Raw genomic sequence first — 19,523 nt, forward strand, 5'->3', positions numbered from 1 at the left:
AAATCTCGCTCAATTTAAATACTATCCTAATATTACCATTGAAAACGTTTACGAAATTCCTTATCCTATCCATCTATGAAATATTAAATAGTTTATGCACAAGTGGGTAGATAAATGGAAAAGTTATGTCAGAATATCGTGAATTGTTGGAAAACTAAAATTGGCATGATTTTTGCATTGTACATAAGTGAGAGGACCTTATGACCCAAGGTTCAATACATTTATAGGGAGAGGGATTTATTTTGAATGGTAAGTTCGATAAGAAGGCGGTTAAAAAACCATCGTTAAAAGTAGCTATGATTCCGATTGTGTTTATGATTGTATCTCTTTACTTTGGTATTGCAGTGTTTGAATTAGATGCTCATATTCCTTTACTTTTAAGTGGTGTCGTAGCAGCTATTGTGGCCATGTGGCTAGGTCATTCGTGGAGTGATCTTGAAACTTCATTTCTAAATACTATCCGGCTGTCCCTTCAGGCGGTCATTATTTTAATTATTATAGGGTCGATTATTGGTACATGGATTGCTTCCGGAATTGTGCCTACGATGATTTATTATGGATTGAATTTATTAGCACCAGGTTATTTCCTCGTGTCTGCCTGTGCCATCTGTTGTGTAGTAGCGATGGCCTCAGGAAACGCATGGACTGCGGCAGGAACAATTGGGATTGCAATAATGGGGATTGGTCAAGGACTCGGTCTTGATCTCGCTATGGTCGCAGGTGCTGTCATTTCAGGAGTATACTTTGGTGATAAAGTCTCCCCACTATCAGAAACCACAAACATGGCACCTGGAATTACGGGTGCTGAACTATTTGAACATATTAAGCACATGATGTTTACGACCATCCCTGCTTTGCTTATTTCTTTAGTACTTTATACCATTATTGGACTGCGATTTACTAGCAGCAGTGCCAGTATTTCTGAAGTAGCTGACTTGCAAGGTCAATTAAGTGATATCTTTACAATTTCTCCTTGGCTGCTGCTGGCGCCACTGGCTGTTATTATCATGATGGTTCGTAAAATGCCGGCCATCCCTGCTTTAACTATTGGTTCATTAATCGGTGTTGCATTCGCCGCTGGGTTTCAAGGGATGCCCATTGGAGAAGCATTCAGTGTAATGTATTATGGATATTCTCAGGAAGTGGGCGTTGAAGTTGTGGACAACCTGCTTAATAATGGCGGCATGGAAAGCATGATGTATACAGTCGCCTTAATTATGATAGCTATGTCTTATGGCGGAATTCTGGAGAAAGCCGGGATTCTTGAAGCAATCGTAATCGCTTTGCTATCATTTGCAAAAAATACAGGAAGTTTAATTGCGACTACTGTAGCCACATGTATTGCTGCCAACATTGTGGCTTGTGATCAATATCTCTCCATTATTCTTCCGGGCCGAATGTATTCTAAAGCTTATCAGGACCGGAATCTTCATCCTAAGAATTTATCAAGAACGATCGAAGATGCAGGTACAATGACTTCACCCCTTGTTCCTTGGAACACTTGCGGGGCTTTCATGTTTGCCACACTCGGCGTGTCTTCACTCAGTTATGCCCCATTTGCTTTCCTTTGTTTAATCAGTCCAATCATTGCAATCATATACGGCTATTGCAATATTAAAATTGAATACCTGCCTGCTCAATCAGAAGATCAAGGACAGGGGCTGGAATTAGACGAAAAGACAAGCGCAGAAGCGTAGTGTTGGAGGGACAGACTGTAAATGAGCGATTATGAATGGATTCTTTCCCCCTGTCAGGGATTTGTGGAAAAGATTTTTATTTCAGAGGAAAGCCGCATCGGAAAGTGGGATGTCTTATTTAAGATACGTACTGATTATGGTGAAATTGACGTTGTCTCTATCGATATTAACGGATGCGTTCAATCTTTGGAGGTCACCCAGGAAGAAGAGGTTTTCAAAGGAATGGTACTTGCCTATATCAAAGAAGATCTAGTGGAAAACAGCAAACATTAATGGTAAAAGAGGGGAAGTTGTCAAGAAAACTTCCCCTTTTGTATGTCGTTATAATGTGTAATTTTCCGAAAAATTAAATTTTTTGCTATAATTATGTATTAGATTGCCAGATAGGAAGGGGTACCACACATGAATAACACCATCTTAGAGAAAATGAAACAGTTTACAAAGGTATCGGTTTATCCTCCGGAGAAAAATATTAAAGAGAAACTGGTCAATGCGGAAGAACCGTTTTTTTTCTTAACAAAACAGGATGAAATCTATGCCTATGTTTATGGAGAAGATATGATGGACGAATCTGCCCTTTCATTGGAAGGCCTTCAATCATGTTCAGTTCCAATTTCTAATGTCGCAGAATGGAAAATTGCCGAACCTGTATCCCTCCCTATGATTTTTCAGGTGCTCGGGGAACATATTACGATGGTGAACAATGAAGGAAGTTTGGTCGGCTATTTAAGGCGCGAAGATGCTTTAATAGAACTGCTGCGTAAAGATAATAAGAATCTTGATCTGATAAAAGTCATGTTGTCCTCTATTCCAATGGGCATATTTATCGTTGATACCAACCGGCGGATCGTCAACTGCAATGAGTCGGGCCTGAAGATGATTAAGTCTACATATGAAGAAATGATTAACAGCTCAGCTAAAGATATGTTTGAAGAGGGACATATTGAGAAGGTTTTTGAGTCTGGTGAAACGATGCTTAATCAAATTCTCATTACCGAAGACTTAGGGGTGCTTGTTGATTATAGTCCTATACTAACAGATCACAAACTGGTGGATGGAATAATGATCATCGTACAGGATCTCCCGATGGTTGAGGAGATGGCCATGGAGATTGAATATGTTAAAAACCTTAATACTGATTTAAACGCTATTTTAGCTACTATGTATGATGAAATTTTAGTTGTTAACCGTAAAGGCGAACTGCTGCGTCATAGTGAAAATTTTATCTCAGGATTCTGGGGTGTTGATAATTTAAGTGAACTGATTGGAAGAAGTTTATTAGAATTCGAAAAAAGAGGAGCGTTTAGTCCATCCGTTGCCCGCCTCGTAATTGAGAAAAAGAAGAAGGTTTCTGTAGTGCAGGAAACATCAGATGGAAAAAGCGTGCTGGCTGTTGGAAATCCTGTTTTTAATGATGAGGGAGAAGTCCATAGGGTAATTATTGCCTCCAGGGACATTACAGAAACGACAAAGCTGAAGTCTGAGTTAAAAGAAACGAAGCGGATTTCAAAAAACTATAAAAAAGAACTTGAAAAATTAAAGAGCAAAGACAGGCCGGCTGATAAAATCATTTATTGCAGTTCTAAGATGGAACAGGTGATGAACAGAACAAGGAAGCTGGCGGATTTTAACTCAACGGTACTTATTCTCGGAGAATCGGGGGTAGGTAAGGAATTGATAGCTAAAATAATTCACCGTGAAGGGAACCGTTCACATAAGCCTTATTTAGCATTGAACTGCGGGGCGATTTCGGAAGATCTTCTGGAGAGTGAATTATTTGGTTATACGAAGGGTGCTTTTACCGGGGCCGATGCTAAAGGGAAAATCGGATACTTTGAACAGGCAGACAAGGGTGTTCTGTTTCTAGATGAGATTAGTGAAATCCCCCCTCGGCTGCAGGTGAAACTGCTGCGAGTTTTACAGGAAAGGGAAGTTACCCCTGTTGGAAGTACTCAGGCCCATTCAGTTGATGTTCAAATCATTGCAGCAACGAACCGTGACCTCGATAAAATGGTGGAAAAGGGCACCTTTCGTGAGGATTTATATTACCGGATTAATGTAATCCCCATTCATATTCCTCCTTTACGGGAGAGATCTGAAGATGTGCCGCTGCTTGCTTTTCACTTTCTCCAGCAGCTAAATGATCAATATAGTAAAAGCTATCATCTCTCTCCTGAAGCTCTCAATATGCTTGAAGTCTATGATTGGCCGGGGAATATCCGCGAACTCCAGAATCTAATCGAAAGGCTTGTTGTGACTACAGATGATAAGGTGATTTCAGCTGAGTTTGTAAGTCAGTCTCTGAAGTTCGGAGAATCCAAACAAGCCAAAACGATGGTCACAGGAATACTTCCGCTCCAGGAAGCACGTGATCATTTGGAAGAGCAATTGATCCTTCTTGCGATGAAAAAATATAAAACGACGACTCGAGCAGCGAAGGCACTTGAAATCAGTCAGTCAGCGGTCAGTCGTAAATTTCAAAAAATCACGGAGAAACAAAATAAAGTAGAGTTATAAATGCCTGGGACAAGCTCCCGGGTTTTTTTATGCGTAATAAAATAGGTTATGCATATTTGCATGAATTCTGAAAATGGGTAGTTGCTTGTCGTCGGCAGGACGCTATTTTAAAGGTTGGCACGGAACTTGCATTATACATAAGTGAAGAGGGGAAAAATGAATTCCAGGAGGTTTATATATGACAGATCAAGTTTCACTGCATACAACAGCAGCAAAAAATTTAGAAGAACTAGATAAAAAACATTATCTTCATCCAACAACGGTTCCCAAAACTCATGCGGAGCAAGGGCCAAAGCTAACTTTCACCGAAGGAAATGGAATCTATGTGAAAGATCGCAAAGGAGATCAATATATCGATGGACTATCTATGCTGTGGAATGTAAACCTAGGCCATGGGAATGAAGAGCTGGCAGAAACGGCTAAGGCTCAAATGTCGAAGCTTGCCTTCAGTTCATCTTTTGCAGGTTTTTCTAATGAACCGGCTGTAAGGCTTGCTGAGAAGCTGGCTTCCCTTTCGCCGGGAAATTTAAATACCGTCTTCTATACTTCTGGTGGATCCGAATCCAATGACACGGCATTTAAACTGTCGCGTTTTTACTGGACGCTTCAGGGACAGCCTGCGAAAAAGAAAATTATCAGTCTAAGACAGGGCTATCATGGTGTCACAATAGCTGCCCAGTCGGCAACGGCCATTCCGTTGTTTCACAATTTTTCTTCATCGGCTATACCAGAGATGCTGCATGCAGCACCTCATCTGACAAATTGTGAACAGGGAGATAAAAATGATCCACACTATCATGAAAGTATTCGCGGCCTGATCGAAAAAGAAGGGGCTGATACGATTGCCGCTGTCATCGTGGAACCTGTACAGGGCTCAGGAGGAGTTCATATGCCTCCTGAAGGGTATTTGCAGGCTGTTCGAAAGCTTTGTGATGAGTTCAATCTCTTATTTATCGCGGATGAAGTGATCTGTGGATTTGGAAGAACAGGAACGATGTTTGGTGTCGATAACTGGGGAGTCGTTCCCGATCTCATGTGTGTGGCGAAAGGGATTTCCAGCGGATATTCACAACTTGGCGCTGTATTAATGAGGGAAGAGATTCGTGACACACTGTCTCAATATGACGAGGTTCTGGCGCATGGGTTTACTTACAGCGGCCATCCCACTGCATGTACGGTTGCCTTGAAAAATATCGAAATTTTGGAACGAGATCATGTGGTAGCCAATGCAAAAGCAATGGAAAAGGTATTGAATGCAGGATTTGAATACTTAAAAGAAAAGCATCCGACCATAACGAAAACAAGAGCATTAGGCTTGCTTGCCGGCTTTGAATTATATGCAGACCGTGATCGAGGTCTCCCGTTTGATTCATCGGTTCTGCCATCGACAGAGGTCGTTGAGGAATGTTTTCGCCGAAAGCTGATTTTGCGTCCGTTAGCTTCAAATGTGGGAAGAAATATCGTTGCTATTGCCCCGCCATTAATTATTAATCACCAGCAGGTAGAAGATATGGTCCATATTATTGATGAAGCGGTTACTGTCTTTGAACAGAAACACTGCTGAAAGGAAAGGAGTTCATTGTATGATTAAACGGTTAAATTTACAGGGCTCACCGCGAGAAATAGGAAGAAGACATGGTCAGGAAGGAAAGGCTGAGGTACTTAAAAGTCTGGAAACTTATGAAAAGCTATTTCATGGCTATAAGAGTCTTAACTGGGCTCAAGCTAAGGATATTGCAATACAGCACCTTTCCGCTATTGAACAATATGACATAGAGCTTTTAGAAGAAATGGAAGGAGTAGCGGAAGGAGCAGGCGTAGAATTTGAAGATATTCTCGCCCTAAACGCACGCAGTGAAATTGCGCTGGCTAATTATAAAGGAGCCGTGTTTGCAGACGGCTGCACAGCGATGTCTGTAGCGCCGCCTATAACAAAGGATACGATTATTGGCCAGAACTGGGACTGGAAATCCACTCAAAAGGACAGCCTTCTACTTCTGGATATTAAGCAGGACAATAAGCCGGATATTACGATGGTGACAGAAGGTGGAATGATCGGGAAAATCGGCTTTAACTCTGAAGGTCTTGGTCTCTGCTTTAATGCCGTGCTTACAGATAAGAAGTCAGATGAGGTGCCTATTCACTTAGGACTTCGAAGTGTGCTCAATTCTTCTTCCCTTAATGAGGCTATTTCTAAAATCAAAGATGGTAAAATGGCTTCCTCGGCAAGCTTCTTAATAGGAATCGATGAAGGCAGCCAAAATGGAATGGCCGTTAACATTGAAGTCTCACCATTTGGGATAGATATGGTTGGTGGAAATAAAGGCAGGCTTGTTCATTCGAACCATTTGATCTCGGAAACGATTAAAAAGAATGTGAAAGATATGAATGAATTTATTTTTGATGATTCGATGCTTCGTAAAAATAGAGCAGAGCAGCTGATCGATACGGCCATTGCCAGAGAAGAAACGATTGATGTGTCTGCCTTTAAAAACTGGTTGTGTGATGAATTTAATGCCCCAAATTCTATCAACCATTATGAAAATTTACAGGCCCCTGAGCATCGAAGGATGGAGACGGTATTTTCTATCATAATGAATCTATCACAACGTAAAGTATGGCTTAGTATTGGTCATCCATCAGTAGAACAATTTCAAGAAATATAAAGGAGGAAGAAGAGTGCTCTATATTAACGGAGAATGGAGACAAGCGAATTCAGGACAAACACTGGATGTACTTAACCCGGCAACAGGTGAAATCATCAATACGGTGGCTTCAGGAGGAAAAGAGGAAACCAAGGAAGCTATTCAAGCTGCAAAGAAAGCGTTTAAATCCTGGAAAAAAGCTACAGGAGAAGAGAGAGGGAAATACTTAGCCAAAGCTGCCGAACTTATGAAAGAGAAAAAAGGTGAGATCGCCAGAACCATTACGATGGAAATGGGAAAGCCTCTCCCTCACGCTGAAAGGGAAGTAGCAGGGGCTATTAATTATGTCGTCTGGTACGCAGAAGAAGCGAAGCGGGTGTATGGCGAAACGATACCGGCCTCCCATCCGGATAAGCATCTCATGCTGCTTCGCCAGCCGGTAGGTGTAGCTGCCGCGATTACACCATGGAATTTTCCCGCTTCCATGATTACTCGTAAAATTGCTCCAGCCATTGCGGCGGGCTGTACGGTTGTTTTAAAACCTGCTCCGTCTACACCTTTATCGGCCATTAAAGTTTTTGAGTGTTTCCATGAGGCAGGTTTTCCAGAAGGAGTCGCCAATCTTATCATCGGACCCGCTGATGAAATTGGCAAAGAACTGACTAAAAGTCCAGACGTGCGAAAGCTAACCTTTACCGGCTCTACCCCGGTCGGAAAGATGCTTTTAAAAGAATCAGCGGACACAGTGAAAAAAATATCGATGGAGCTTGGCGGCCACGCTCCATTTATCGTCTTTGAAGATGCAGATATGGGCGCCGCCATTAAAGGTGTGCTCGGTACGAAATTTGTGAACTCCGGCCAGACATGCATTAGTACCAACCGCATTTACGTAGCAGAGAGCATTGCCGAGGAGTTTGGACAAAGGCTTGCTGAGCAAGCTGCCAAGCTTAAGGTTGGAAATGGGCTTGAAGATGGGGTAGATGTAGGTCCGTTGATCAATGAACAGGCTTTAGAAAAAGTAGAAAATCATGTTGCCGATGCAGTCCAACAAAACGGAAAGGTATTATGCGGAGGTAACAGGTACGGCAATGGGAAAGGCAGTTTTTATGAGCCTACCGTAATTAACTTTGCTCAAGAAAGTATGAAAATAACCACAGAAGAAACGTTTGGTCCGGTGGCGCCCATTTATACATTTAAAGATGAAGAAGAAGTGATTGAACGAGCTAATCACGAGAGCTATGGGCTGGCTGCATACTGTTTTACAAAGGATCTGGGCCGGGGTTATCGGATGATGTCCGAACTGGAGTATGGAATCGTAGGAATTAATGATCCAGCACCCATTGTTGCACAGGCTCCATTTGGCGGCTTCAAAGAAAGTGGAATGGGCAAAGAGGGCGGAAGATCAGGAATATTGGAATACTTGGAAGAAAAATTCGTCTCTGTTGGAATAGGAAACTAAAAAATATAAATAGAAAAGGAGAGGATTCTTAGTGGGTAATATTCAACTTCCTCATTTAGAAGAGAAGCTTACCATCCGAACGATTGCTGAGAATGATGTAAAAGAAGTGGCCGCGTTGTCCGACAACAGTTTCGGACCCGACATTTCTTTTAAACGAGATCATTTTGCCAGTCAGACAAAGATTTTTCCAGAAGGGCAGATTTTAGCCGAGTATGAAGGAAGGATTGTCGGTTCGTGCTCAAGTCTAATTCTTAACTTTGATGAGTATGTGAATAATCATTCATATTCCGTGATCTGTGACAATGGCTACATCCGAAACCATAATCCAGAGGGGGCGAATTTGTATGGCGTGGAAGTTAGTGTGCACCCTGATTACAGGCAGCTGAAGCTTGGTCGTCGTTTATATGAAGCAAGAAAACAGGTTTGCAAAGACTTAAATCTTAAAAGCATAATTATTGGTGGGCGTATTCCTTATTACCATAAATATGAGAAGAAGATGACAGCGGAAGACTATGCAGAGAAAGTAGTTAACGGGGAGTTGTATGATCCTGTGTTAACCTTCCAGGTGAATAATGGATTCACCCTAAATGAACTTCTTCCCAACTATCTGCCGGAGGATGATGCATCAAGAGGCTTTGCAACATCCATGGAGTGGTATAACCCTGATTACAAAATTGATTAATAGAGTTAGTAGTTAATAGAAACTTTTTACAAAGCCATAACATTCCTTTTATATCACAAACATATATATTTGCTATTCTTTAGATGCTGGCAATCTGCTAAGACCTCCCCCTTCCAACTGTCTGGCTGCGCTGGCCACATATGTCTCCTGTCCCGTTTTTGGCGGGGCTTTTTTTTATATAAAAAAAGCCGAAGAAGCGGCAGGAACTATCTGGCTTCTTCGGCAAAACTAGGAGTCGAGGGTTAGAACCTTATAGCCTACATCCTCCTTGAAATTAAAATCAATAAAAATATCATTGATTTTTCTTCCGAGCATCTTTTCTATGGATTCCCTATCAAACGTTTGATCCTCAAGCTTACGTCTGACTTCGATTACTTGGGAACAGTAGCCTTTATTAATAAATTCTTTTTCAACGCTGCAAAGAATCCCTTGCTGCCGGATCACAAGTGTACGGTCTCCAGACCAAAAAGCTTCCGTATTCTCGGGACTTTTCTGCTTTCTTCCGGTAAACTCAGATATTTTATCTTCAAAAGCTTCCCTGTTCACATGAGCAGGCCATGCTCGTTGTCGTGGCTGTTCGATTTCGCCCCAGATCATACCTGATTGATTTTGAAAGTTCCAATCATAGTAGATGTCTTTAAATTTCATGTTCGTTTCTTCTCGTAATTTTACTTGAAATTCAGGAAGCAGCTTATTCATCAAGAGTACGCGTGTTTCTTCGATATGTTTAGTCTTTCCTCTTTCGATAAGCAATCTTTCAATCGGCAGCATAATCCCGCGTAGTTGAATGGTAAAGAAAGGAGGAACTTTTGTCATATAGACTGACTTCGGCCCCCGACCAAAGTAATAGCGGATGCTCTTTCCGAAGTAGCTTGTTAATTCCTTTTGTATCGTTTGTTCCATATCAGGCAAAACCTCCTCGCAAAGAGATTTAAAGTTGGGGAAATTCTTCAGAAATCTATAATAATATGAGGCGCTGAGTTTAGCAAGCAGCATTCCCCTTGTCTGGTCGGAATCCAACAGTGATTAGTTAGTCCTATAAAGGTAGGATATAAAAAGGCCGCACTCTAAATTAAAGGATGTATTCTTTATAAAATAAATATTTTGAAATAATTTAGAATAAAAGGTTTAACCTTGTGGTCTAAAGTGAATATACTCCAGTAAGGCGCTTTTTAGGGCCTATAAGGGTTCGAAATCAAACGAATTCTCTTTTAGTCAAAAATTTTAAAAATTAAATGAAGCCATTGGCGGGAATGAACCGGACAGTAGAGCTGGACATAAGTCAAAAAGAACAGAACTTTAGTAAAATCTGTCTTTTTGGCTTTTTTTAGTGAAAAAAAGGAGGTTTTTCATGTGAAAAAGGTAATAAATTTACCGAATGAAAACCAAACGTCTTATTTAAGGCGATCCATCTCGTTAAGAAAAGTAATGAGGCTTACGAGCATGCTCAATTCACTGCGGAAAACAGTCCGTCTATCGCTGATGAGATTTGTAAAACGTGTGCATCCATATCTGTAAAATGTGCGGAAACAATAAATAAATGGAAATCAGAAGACCTTGAAGGAATGAGTGAGATTTGTAAAGCGAATGCCCTGCTTTGCGAAGCTCTTAGTGTAGATGAAGGAAGAGACATAGAAAGGAGTGCGAGTGTTGTTAAACTATAATAAAGGACAAATCATCCAATATCGATGCCCTAAATGCTTTAATAATGAAGCCGTTGTGCTTAAGGCCGAGGATAAAGATTTTACGGAAAAAACAGCCGGAGTTTTATGGGTCCAGTGCCAGGAGTGCGGATTTAATGACAATGTGCTTCTTCCGGCAAAAGACTTTGCCTGAAGCTTTTAATAATAGATGGAAGAGGGAGCAGCTAGTGAGCTGCTCCCTTTCTATTTGCAAAATAATCAGATAATTATTTATGATGAGTAAAAGAGGAGGGAATGAAAGATGGCTAATATTCAAAAGGTAACTTCCTTTATAAAAGAAAACCGCGGTGAATATATCGAGTTGCTGCAGAAGATGGTTCGACAGCCAAGTAAGGCAGGAGACGAGAGCGGGATCCAGGATATTATGGAAAAGAGATTAAGAGAAAAAGGCTTTGAGGTCGACCGCTGGGAGCTGGATTATGAGGCTTTATCCAATGATAAGTATTTCTGTGCTTCAAGGTCTGACTTTCATGGAAGTGAAAATGTAGTCGGCGTGCTGAAAGGAGCCGGCGGAGGCCGATCGCTGATTTTAAATGGTCATGTCGATGTCGTTCCTGAAGGAGAACGGGATCAATGGACAGATGATCCTTTTTCTGGGGAAATTCACGGCAGCCATCTGTATGGTCGGGGTTCTACTGATATGAAAGGCGGCAACCTTTCCGCTCTTTTAGCGGTCGAGGCCATTCAGGCAGTCGGAATTACGTTAAAAGGCGATATTATTTTCCAAAGTGTCGTTGAAGAAGAAAGCGGCGGGTCAGGGACATTGGCAGCGATTGACCGTGGCTATACAGCGGATGCAGCTTTAATACCGGAGCCTACAAATATGAGGATCTTTCCAAAACAGCAAGGCTCGATGTGGTTTAAAGTACATATTTACGGAAAATCAGCGCATGGCGGGACACGTTATGAAGGGGTGAGTGCGATTGAGAAAGTACAGCCGGTCCTTCACGCTATCCTGGAACTTGAGAAGGAGAGAAATGAGCCCCTTCAAAGTCCTCTTTATGAAGGCAACCCGATTCCTGTGCCGATCAATGTTGGGAAAATTGAAGGAGGAACATGGCCGTCATCCGTCCCGGACCAGGTGACACTTGAAGGCCGTATGGGCGTGATTCCGGGAGAAGATTTAAATGAAGCAAAGAAACAGATTGAAAAAAGACTGGCTATATTAGCCGATGAGAATGCCTGGTTTGCGGAAAGTCCTGTTAAAGTGGAATGGTTTGGAGCCAGGTGGCTGCCCGGTGAAATTGCCGAAGATCATCCTTTTTTACAGGCGCTCGTCGAGGCCTACCAATCAAATAAAAGAGAAGAGCCTGTCCAGAAGGCCTCACCTTGGGGAACAGATGGCGGACTGCTAACGGAAGTAGGCGGAGTTCCAAGCGTAGTGTTTGGTCCCGGCGAGACAAGTGTGGCGCATTATCCAAATGAATATATCAACATGGATTATGTGTTTGAAACTGCGGAAATTATTGCCCAGGCGATTATGGATTGGTGCGGGGTGGACGAGTAAAAATAATTAAGAAGCGATTATCCATGCTGGGATAATCGCTTTTTTTACGGTTACGTTTTTCTCGCTTAATCGTTAGGTTCTTCCTCAACCATATGCTTCAGCATGGAAAGTTTATTATCCCAGAACTGTTCAAAGTAAGAGACCCATTCTTTTACTTCCAGCAGCTGTTCAGGCTGTAAAGAGTATATCTTCTCCCGTCCTGCTTTTCGGTCACTTACAAGTTCAGCATCAGATAATACATTTAAATGCTTAACAATAGCAGTCCGACTGATGGTGAAATGCTCACAAATTTCTTTGATGGAAGAGTCACTGTGAGAGAGTAACTTGAGCATTTCTCTTCGGGAAGGGTCCGCGATTGCCTGATACACATCATGCTTAGGAGCTGCGCCCATTATTGTTCTACTGCCTTACGCAATCTTTCCTTGACGATGCTTTCCCAGCCGCCATCCATTGTATTACGTGTCTCCTGATGTGTCTTGCCAGTCGGACGCATTTTCTCTTCAGGATGTCCCCACCCGGAATGGATTAACGTAAATTCAGTCTTTCCATTTATCTCTTCCAGCAGGAAATGTACGATCCATCCTTGAGTCCCCCAGGAGAAGGTAATCTCTTTTGGAGGTTTTACTGTTAAGACTTTACAGGCCGATGTTTCAAAAGGGCTTTCCAGATAAAATTCATGTCCTTCTTCTGCCTTGAAATTATTTGGCATAAACCATTCGGCCATTCCTTCTGAAGAAGCAACGGCTTCCCATACCTTTTCTACAGGTGCATTGAAAATCACTTGTTTTCTAATCTCTTCTACTGTTTGGTTTTGACTCATATTTACCCTCCTTAAATATAACACCAAATGGTTATATTTAATAATAACACCTTTTGGTTATATGTAAAGTGGAAAATGTCCATAGCAATCTGAGAAAGTTATGTCATATCTTCTGACAACCCCATATTTTCCCATGTGAACCACTCCTCCGTTTCTCCTACTAAACCTTCTAATCTAGTTATAGGATTTTTCATATGATCTTAAGTTACGAGTAATATGACTTAATTCGACAATTTACCCTTATATTTTACAAATTTCAGATATATAATTACCGTGTTTAAATAATTAATTGAGGTGGAGAAATTTATGAATGTTAAATGGGGGGCTGCCTTATTCGCAGTGTTCTTTACAGTTATGTTGTTGTTACCTGTCAGCGCGGAAGCAAATCAGAGGATTTTTATTGATCCAGGTCATGGAGGCTCAGACCCGGGAGCGATTGGAAATGGGCTAAGCGAGAAAAACGTAACACTAAATATTGCTTTAAAAACCCGGGACATTTTAAATCAGGAATATGAGGGCCACTCTGTCATGCTGTCACGTACTACCGATCAAACCCTTTCTTTGTCTACTCGGACAAACATGGCGAATAATTGGGGAGCCGATTACCTTGTATCCATACACATTAATGCAGGAGGCGGTACCGGTTTTGAGTCGTATACATACAATGGAAGTTATTCCGGGAAGGCCGAAACGAATCGGTTACGTGGAATCGTCCACAATGCGATCGTCGGGCAGACAGGCTTTATTGACAGGGGGAAGAAGGAAGCCAATTTTCATATGGTTAGACAGTCAGCTATGCCCGCCGTTCTTACCGAAAATGGCTTCATCGACAATTCGTCAGACGCAGCCGCGTTAAAATCGAACGCTTTTTTAACAGACATTGCAAGGGGGCATGCGGAAGGAATAGCCGCTGTATTAAATCTTCCCCGCAGCTCTCAGCAGGCTTATGTGGAAATTCTGGCTGACTCCCTATGGACGTACAATTCTGCCAACTGGAATGATCGTGGTAATATCGTTCACAAGGGAGAAGTCTATAAAGTGACGGGCAGCAAATTCAAGGTAGATGGTGGAAATATGTATAAACTGGCGAATGGCGACTATATTACGGCCAGCACTTCTTATGTAAGATATTTTAAAAAGTAAGTAGTCTAATAAGTACAGAGACAATTACTATAGGTGAATCCACAGATGAAATTTTTGATCTACAGTAAAATTTTAGATAGTATGTGGGTTAAGATTTTCTGCCTCATTTTATAATGAGGCTTTCTTTTTTTAAAGAAGTGGAAGGAGAATTTATATGGATGATACCATCCATGAAGGATTAGGAGACCCGGCAGGCTTTTGGAAAAGAGCAGGTGGAAATATAGTAGATGGTCTTATCCTGTCGGTAGCCGGCTTTTTATTAGTAGATTTAGTACTAATGCTGAATTCCAACCCACCTGCTGATAATCAGCCATTCTCTGCTGCAGATAACATCAAAACCGTTATACAGTTAGCCTATTCCATCATTCTTCCTGTAGTATGGGCCGGATATACAGTGGGGAAGCGTGCATTAAGTATTAAGATAACGAAGTTTGGAAGTCATGAGAAAGTTACGTTTGGTACGATGGTTCTGCGAATCCTCGTCGCTGGACTTGTATATGCTGTTTCTTTAGGAATCTGCTTTATTATTAGTCTGTTTATGGTTATTTTTAGAGAAGATAAAAGAGCCATTCATGACTTTATTGCCGGTACCCAGGTGAGAGAAGTACGTTAAAAGAGGCTTACACAAGCCTCTTTTTTATGGAAAAGGATTGAGTTTCCAATTTTATTTTCAAATAATTGGCAGGTAGAACTGTAAAAGAGGAGGAGTCTATGAGACAAGCTACATTAAACACATCGCTTATCATTGCAGGTGTCTGTATTTTAGCAGGAGCATGGATGATTTCCAGTGCTATCAATAACAGCGCGGTTTCCGGTATTGAACAAGTTACTATGAATCAAGCTTCATAGAGAAAGCAATTAATGAGTCACATAGAGTTACAAGAATACTTAGGGGTAAGCGATGAGCAATTTGATAAGTTACTGCCAGAGAATGAATCGGAACGTGAAGTACCATACATACGAATTGGACATGAATACTACTATCCAGTAAAAGCGGTAGATAAATGGCTGACAGAAATTGAAGCTGAAACTATTGAGTGACGGTCTAAGCGCTGAAAGAGAGCGGAGAAGCACTGAAAGAGAGCGGAGAAGCGCTGAAAGAGCGGGGGAAAGCGTCGAAAAGGAGAGGTCGACCGTCGAAAGAGGCCAGAACCGCTGAAAGAGAGCGAAGAAGCCTCCAAAGAACGGGACGAAGAGTCGAAAGAGACGGCCCCAACACAGAAAAAGAGCAACCTCCTCCATAGGAAAAAGTCCAGTTGTGGAATAAGAAGAACTGGACAAAGCGAAACTAAAAGTATTATATGTAAAATAAGACACAAATACAGGGAGGGACTTATATATGACAAATGAGTTATCATCCGAACAACGCGAAGAACTGCTCCATACGTTGGAAGACCGTTTTGAGAAAAACAGGCATCGCCATGAAGATCTTGAGTGGGTTGAAGTTCGGGCTAAGCTGGAGGAGCTTCCTCATAAACTTTGGTCGCTCTATCAAATGGAACAAACAGGAGGTGAACCAGACGTCGTGGGCCGTGATGAGAAGACGGGTGAATACGTTTTTTTTGATTGTGTAAAGGAAAGTCCAAAAGGGCGCCGAAGTGTTTGCTTTGATCGAAAAGCGCTGGAGTCGAGGAAAAAGTACAAACCTGATAATAATGCGATAGACATGGCAGATGAGATTGGGATTGAACTTTTAACGGAAGAGCAATATCGGGAGCTGCAGGAGATTAATCCTGTGGATCTAAAAACATCGAGCTGGATTCAAACACCATCCACTATTAGAGATCTCGGCGGGGCGCTTTTTTGTGATCGACGTTACGACACTGTTTTTGTTTACCATAATGGAGCAGAATCCTACTATGCAGCCAGAGGATTTCGCGGGTTATTAAGGGTCTGAATTGTACATGATATTTATGATTGAGAGGCGATTGTTCAATAGGACGATCGCTTTTTATTAATTAATGGGAAGGGAGAAAAAAATGAACGAAAAACTATGGAGAGTAGGAACTACCTATATACCGGTATTCAATGTGGAAACTTCTTCTGAGTGGTACGTACATAATTTAGGAGCAGAATTAAATTACAGAGATAAAGATAAAGCCATCTTAAATTTAGCAGATCAAAGTATTTTTCTTGTAGCATCGCAGGAAAACGAGACTTCAAATTTCCGGGACAAGCATGGAAAAGAGCATTTTTCTTTAACCTTTGAAGTGAATGGATTACATGCTTTGGAAGTCATGCATCAAGATTTTACTGAAAAAGGAATGCATGTAGGAGAAATCGAAAGCAGAGGACATGCTGGGAAGAACTTTGTCTTTTCCGATCCAGATGGGAATACCTTCGATGTGTGGAGCGAGCTTAGTCCATCTTTTAAAGAGAAGTATTTTAGATAGATGTATTTGTTTTACTACTGGGGGATAGTTTTTAAATGACGAAAACAATTGCGATCGCCTCCGTTTCCGGCGGAGGAAAGACTTCTGTTACTATTGAACTAAGGAAGCGGCTGAAAAATTCTCAAGCGCTGTTTTTTGATGACTATGATTTTAAGAAAGCGCCCGATGATCTCGTTCTATGGGTGGAGGAAGGCTCGGATTATAATCAGTAGGATTTGCAACCTCTTCACAAAGATCTAACATCGCTTTTAGAAAAAGAAGAGCCACCATCTTTCATCTTACTGGATTATCCGTTTTCCTATCAACAGGACCAATTGAAAAATTTGATTGACTTCTCTATTTACATCCATACTCCTTTAGACATTGCGATGGCCAGGCGGATGTTAAGAGATTATTCTCCCTCTTCCTCTTCTGAAATTTTTTCCGACTTAGCCTATTATTTGAAAAGCAGCAGAAGAGCGTTTGTTCATATGGAGAATACAATAAAACCAGATACAGACCTTATCATAAACGGAGCAGCCTCCATCGAAGAAATTGTGCAGGTTATCTTACAAGAGATAGAATAGTATCTTTTTAATGGTTAGTTGGTAAAAAATTTCCCTCATGATAAAATAAGTATAAAGAAGGCGATGGAGTTCGCCATAACTGCCGATTCGGCTGATGACTCCTACTAGTATTGCAGCATGCCTGCGGCTAGTGGGTTTTTTTATGTAGAAAAGGAGGTCCTTATTCCATGACATATATTTTGGTGGCCATTGCAGGCTTCTTAGGTGCTGTCCTTCGATATTCAGTCGGCGTGCTTATGTATGATGCCGATACCTTTTTCCCATTCTCCACCCTGACTGTCAATTTACTGGGGAGTTTCCTTCTGGCATGGTTCACTTTCAAGCTGTTTCATGATTTTCACATTTCCCCTAAACTGAAGACCGCGATCGGTACTGGATTTGTCGGTTCCTTTACGACGTTTTCCACACTGAGTGTTGAAACCGTGGAGCTGGCAGAGAGAGGCAGTTTCTTACTGGCGGCCCTTTATGTAGCCGTAAGCATCGCAGGCGGGCTGCTTTTATCAAGGGCAGGGTTTTCTTTAGGAAAAAGGAGGGAGACGGCATGAGCTTGGCTCATATTTTATTAGTAGGCACCGGAGGAGCGATGGGAGCCGTGCTTCGGTATTTGGTCAGCCAAATTGTTAATAAAAACTATACATTTCAGCTGCCGGTTGCTACGCTCCTTGTCAATTTACTCGGTTCCTTTTTATTAGGGCTGCTGCTAAGTCTGGAGCTGGCTGAATCTTGGAACTTGCTTTTAGGTGTAGGGATTATGGGAGCTTTTACGACGTTTTCCACCTTTAAACTGGAAGGCATTCAACTGCACGCAAATAAAAAGTGGAAAGTCTTTCTCCAATATAATCTTATCAGTTACGGAGGAGGAATTTTCCTTGCTTATGCAGGATTTCTTCTTGGCGGATTTATGCAGTAACTCAGGCTTTTCCTTAAAGTGGAGTTGCTAATTTTATATGAAAAATTTAGAATCCTAATATAGAGTCAGCTTAAGGGAGTTATTCACATGATACGTAGTCCTTACTGGAAATTTTTCAATTATTTCAATAAGTTATCTCCTTTTCAGATTATTGTTTTTTATTATTTGACGGCTGTTCTGGTTTCCACTTTTCTGCTAAACTTGCCTTTTTTACATAAAGGCGGTGTCCATCTCAGCTTCCTTGATGCTTTATTTACAGCTGTCAGTGCTGTTAGTGTAACTGGTCTAAGTGTCATTACGGTTTCTGACACTTTAAATACTTCAGGTTACTTTGTCATGATGTTTATTCTCCAATTCGGGGGGATCGGGGTCATGACACTTGGAACATTTATCTGGCTGCTGCTCGGCAGAAGAATCGGTCTAAAAAGACGGCAGTTGATTAAAACAGACCAGAATCAGACAACTTTTTCAGGAATGGTCGTTTTAATTAAGCAGATTTTGCTTCTCATTCTTGCGATTGAAGCCCTGGGGGCAGTAATTCTCGGCGTGTACTTTACGCAGTATTTTCCTACATTAGGGGAAGCGTTTGTCCAGGGAGCGTTTGCTTCTGTAAGTGCTACCACTAACGCAGGCTTTGACATTACTGGGAACTCGCTTGTCATGTTTCAGCACGATTATTTTGTTCAGTTTATTAATATGCTGCTGTTGACACTTGGCGCGATAGGGTTTCCCGTTCTTATTGAAGTTAAAGATTATTTAACTAAGAAAAATGATGCTTATATTCATTTTTCTTTATTTGCCAAACTGACTTCCTTTACTTTCGCTGCCCTCGTAGTGGTCGGCGGCCTTCTGATTTATTTATTTGACCGGTCTCATTTCTTTTTAGGTAAATCATGGCACGAATCCTTGTTTTTTGCTCTTTTTCAGTCCCTGACCACTCGAAATGGAGGTTTGGCCACGATGGATGTGGCAGAGTTTACCGGGCCAACACTTTTAATTATCTGTGTTCTCATGTTTATTGGAGCGTCTCCCAGCAGTGTCGGGGGCGGTATTCGAACGACTACATTTGCTATTGCCTTATTAAGTGTTATTGCGTATGCCAGGGGGAAGTCCAATGTACGGGTATTTCGCCGAGAGATTCACCAGGAAGATATTTTTCGTTCATTTATTGTCATTAACACCGCTATTGCAATTACAGGTATAGCTGTCGTGCTTTTAAGTTATGCAGAACCACAGTTTACCCTGATGGAAATACTATTTGAAGCCTGTTCTGCCTTTGGAACGACTGGATTGTCGATGGGCATCACTCCGGAACTGCATGGAGCCGGAAAAATCATCATTATCTGCTTAATGTTTATTGGGAGAATAGGAATCTTTTCCTTCCTGTTTATTTTAAGAGGAAAAGTATCCAGAGACCGCTACCATTATCCGAAAGAACCAATGATAATAGGTTAAGTCTTTATAAAAGCATTTAAATTTTT

At 41.5% G+C, this 19,523-nt stretch carries 24 protein-coding genes and 1 riboswitch; of the genes, 21 read left to right on the plus strand and 3 right to left on the minus strand.

Features of this window, described 5'->3' with window-relative positions:
* Positions 1-242: 242 nt before the first annotated feature.
* The 7 genes from nhaC to B7E06_RS05360 all read left to right on the plus strand — a co-directional run bounded on the left by nhaC (position 243) and on the right by B7E06_RS05360 (position 9,000).
* Positions 243-1,697 carry a Na+/H+ antiporter NhaC gene (nhaC, locus tag B7E06_RS05330; protein WP_245807681.1) on the plus strand — a complete coding sequence of 485 codons (1,455 nt, stop codon included), beginning with the start codon at positions 243-245 and terminating at the stop codon, positions 1,695-1,697.
* A gap of 21 nt (positions 1,698-1,718) precedes the next feature.
* A complete protein-coding gene (locus B7E06_RS05335) occupies positions 1,719-1,970 on the plus strand; it encodes a biotin/lipoyl attachment domain-containing protein (RefSeq protein WP_082233008.1) in 252 nt (83 codons plus the stop codon).
* Between the two features lie 129 nt (positions 1,971-2,099).
* Positions 2,100-4,214 carry a sigma 54-interacting transcriptional regulator gene (locus tag B7E06_RS05340; protein WP_082233009.1) on the plus strand — a complete coding sequence of 705 codons (2,115 nt, stop codon included), beginning with the start codon at positions 2,100-2,102 and terminating at the stop codon, positions 4,212-4,214.
* 178 nt (positions 4,215-4,392) lie between these two features.
* On the plus strand, positions 4,393-5,778 hold the full coding sequence (locus B7E06_RS05345; protein WP_082233010.1) for an aminotransferase family protein: 1,386 nt from the start codon (positions 4,393-4,395) through the stop codon (positions 5,776-5,778).
* A gap of 19 nt (positions 5,779-5,797) precedes the next feature.
* Complete coding sequence (locus B7E06_RS05350; RefSeq protein WP_082233011.1) at positions 5,798-6,880, plus strand: C45 family autoproteolytic acyltransferase/hydrolase; 1,083 nt, start codon at positions 5,798-5,800, stop codon at positions 6,878-6,880.
* 13 nt (positions 6,881-6,893) lie between these two features.
* Positions 6,894-8,318: an NAD-dependent succinate-semialdehyde dehydrogenase gene (locus B7E06_RS05355; RefSeq protein WP_082233012.1), complete on the plus strand. Its 1,425-nt coding sequence runs from the start codon at positions 6,894-6,896 to the stop codon at positions 8,316-8,318.
* 31 nt (positions 8,319-8,349) lie between these two features.
* Positions 8,350-9,000, plus strand: a complete 651-nt coding sequence (locus B7E06_RS05360; RefSeq protein WP_082233013.1) for a GNAT family N-acetyltransferase — start codon at positions 8,350-8,352, stop codon at positions 8,998-9,000.
* 228 nt (positions 9,001-9,228) lie between these two features.
* Here B7E06_RS05360 and B7E06_RS05365 read toward each other — a convergent pair whose 3' ends face one another.
* On the minus strand, positions 9,229-9,903 hold the full coding sequence (locus B7E06_RS05365) for a Na-translocating system protein MpsC family protein (protein ID WP_179133973.1): 675 nt from the start codon (positions 9,901-9,903) through the stop codon (positions 9,229-9,231).
* A gap of 450 nt (positions 9,904-10,353) precedes the next feature.
* Between B7E06_RS05365 and B7E06_RS21760 the strand changes: the two genes are divergently transcribed.
* The 3 genes from B7E06_RS21760 (at position 10,354) to B7E06_RS05375 (ending at position 12,210) form a co-directional block, all read left to right on the plus strand.
* Positions 10,354-10,518, plus strand: coding sequence for a hypothetical protein (locus B7E06_RS21760; RefSeq protein WP_179133975.1), 165 nt, complete (start codon positions 10,354-10,356; stop codon positions 10,516-10,518).
* Between the two features lie 132 nt (positions 10,519-10,650).
* A complete protein-coding gene (locus B7E06_RS05370; protein WP_082233015.1) occupies positions 10,651-10,836 on the plus strand; it encodes a hypothetical protein in 186 nt (61 codons plus the stop codon).
* Between the two features lie 108 nt (positions 10,837-10,944).
* Entirely contained in the window at positions 10,945-12,210 is a 1,266-nt protein-coding gene (locus B7E06_RS05375; RefSeq protein WP_082233016.1) for a peptidase, read from the plus strand.
* 65 nt (positions 12,211-12,275) lie between these two features.
* On the opposite strand, the gene B7E06_RS05380 is transcribed toward B7E06_RS05375, so the two are convergent.
* Together B7E06_RS05380 and B7E06_RS05385 are read right to left on the minus strand one after the other, a co-directional pair.
* A complete protein-coding gene (locus tag B7E06_RS05380) occupies positions 12,276-12,605 on the minus strand; it encodes an ArsR/SmtB family transcription factor (protein WP_179134123.1) in 330 nt (109 codons plus the stop codon).
* Positions 12,602-13,030 carry an SRPBCC family protein gene (locus B7E06_RS05385; RefSeq protein WP_082233018.1) on the minus strand — a complete coding sequence of 143 codons (429 nt, stop codon included), beginning with the start codon at positions 13,028-13,030 and terminating at the stop codon, positions 12,602-12,604. Before B7E06_RS05385 ends, B7E06_RS05380 begins: the two co-directional genes overlap by 4 nt.
* A gap of 354 nt (positions 13,031-13,384) precedes the next feature.
* Between B7E06_RS05385 and B7E06_RS05390 the strand changes: the two genes are divergently transcribed.
* From B7E06_RS05390 to B7E06_RS05430, 11 genes are all read left to right on the plus strand, one after another.
* A complete protein-coding gene (locus B7E06_RS05390) occupies positions 13,385-14,173 on the plus strand; it encodes an N-acetylmuramoyl-L-alanine amidase (RefSeq protein ID WP_179134124.1) in 789 nt (262 codons plus the stop codon).
* A gap of 154 nt (positions 14,174-14,327) precedes the next feature.
* Positions 14,328-14,786 carry an RDD family protein gene (locus tag B7E06_RS05395; RefSeq protein ID WP_082233019.1) on the plus strand — a complete coding sequence of 153 codons (459 nt, stop codon included), beginning with the start codon at positions 14,328-14,330 and terminating at the stop codon, positions 14,784-14,786.
* Positions 14,787-14,884: 98 nt separating this feature from the next.
* The gene (locus B7E06_RS21765) at positions 14,885-15,022 is read left to right on the plus strand and encodes a hypothetical protein (RefSeq protein ID WP_179133977.1); all 138 of its coding nucleotides are present in this window, start codon (positions 14,885-14,887) and stop codon (positions 15,020-15,022) included.
* Between the two features lie 12 nt (positions 15,023-15,034).
* A complete protein-coding gene (locus tag B7E06_RS05400; protein ID WP_082233020.1) occupies positions 15,035-15,214 on the plus strand; it encodes a MerR family transcriptional regulator in 180 nt (59 codons plus the stop codon).
* 298 nt (positions 15,215-15,512) lie between these two features.
* On the plus strand, positions 15,513-16,070 hold the full coding sequence (locus B7E06_RS05405; protein WP_082233021.1) for a DUF4256 domain-containing protein: 558 nt from the start codon (positions 15,513-15,515) through the stop codon (positions 16,068-16,070).
* A gap of 82 nt (positions 16,071-16,152) precedes the next feature.
* A complete protein-coding gene (locus B7E06_RS05410; protein WP_082233022.1) occupies positions 16,153-16,566 on the plus strand; it encodes a VOC family protein in 414 nt (137 codons plus the stop codon).
* A 35-nt stretch (positions 16,567-16,601) separates the two neighbouring features.
* On the plus strand, positions 16,602-16,778 hold the full coding sequence (locus tag B7E06_RS22050; RefSeq protein WP_245807682.1) for a nucleoside/nucleotide kinase family protein: 177 nt from the start codon (positions 16,602-16,604) through the stop codon (positions 16,776-16,778).
* Between the two features lie 102 nt (positions 16,779-16,880).
* Positions 16,881-17,132 carry a nucleoside/nucleotide kinase family protein gene (locus B7E06_RS22055; protein WP_245807683.1) on the plus strand — a complete coding sequence of 84 codons (252 nt, stop codon included), beginning with the start codon at positions 16,881-16,883 and terminating at the stop codon, positions 17,130-17,132.
* 50 nt (positions 17,133-17,182) lie between these two features.
* Positions 17,183-17,243, plus strand: a riboswitch (Fluoride riboswitch).
* A 56-nt stretch (positions 17,244-17,299) separates the two neighbouring features.
* The gene (crcB, locus tag B7E06_RS05420) at positions 17,300-17,677 is read left to right on the plus strand and encodes a fluoride efflux transporter CrcB (RefSeq protein WP_082233023.1); all 378 of its coding nucleotides are present in this window, start codon (positions 17,300-17,302) and stop codon (positions 17,675-17,677) included.
* Entirely contained in the window at positions 17,674-18,042 is a 369-nt protein-coding gene (crcB, locus tag B7E06_RS05425; protein ID WP_082233024.1) for a fluoride efflux transporter CrcB, read from the plus strand. Before crcB (B7E06_RS05420) ends, crcB (B7E06_RS05425) begins: the two co-directional genes overlap by 4 nt.
* Before the next feature lie 87 nt (positions 18,043-18,129).
* On the plus strand, positions 18,130-19,497 hold the full coding sequence (locus B7E06_RS05430; protein ID WP_082233025.1) for a TrkH family potassium uptake protein: 1,368 nt from the start codon (positions 18,130-18,132) through the stop codon (positions 19,495-19,497).
* The last annotated feature ends 26 nt before the right edge of the window (positions 19,498-19,523 follow it).

The sequence above is a fragment of the Halobacillus massiliensis genome (assembly GCF_900166625.1).
Classification (GTDB): domain Bacteria; phylum Bacillota; class Bacilli; order Bacillales; family Halobacillaceae; genus Halobacillus_A; species Halobacillus_A massiliensis.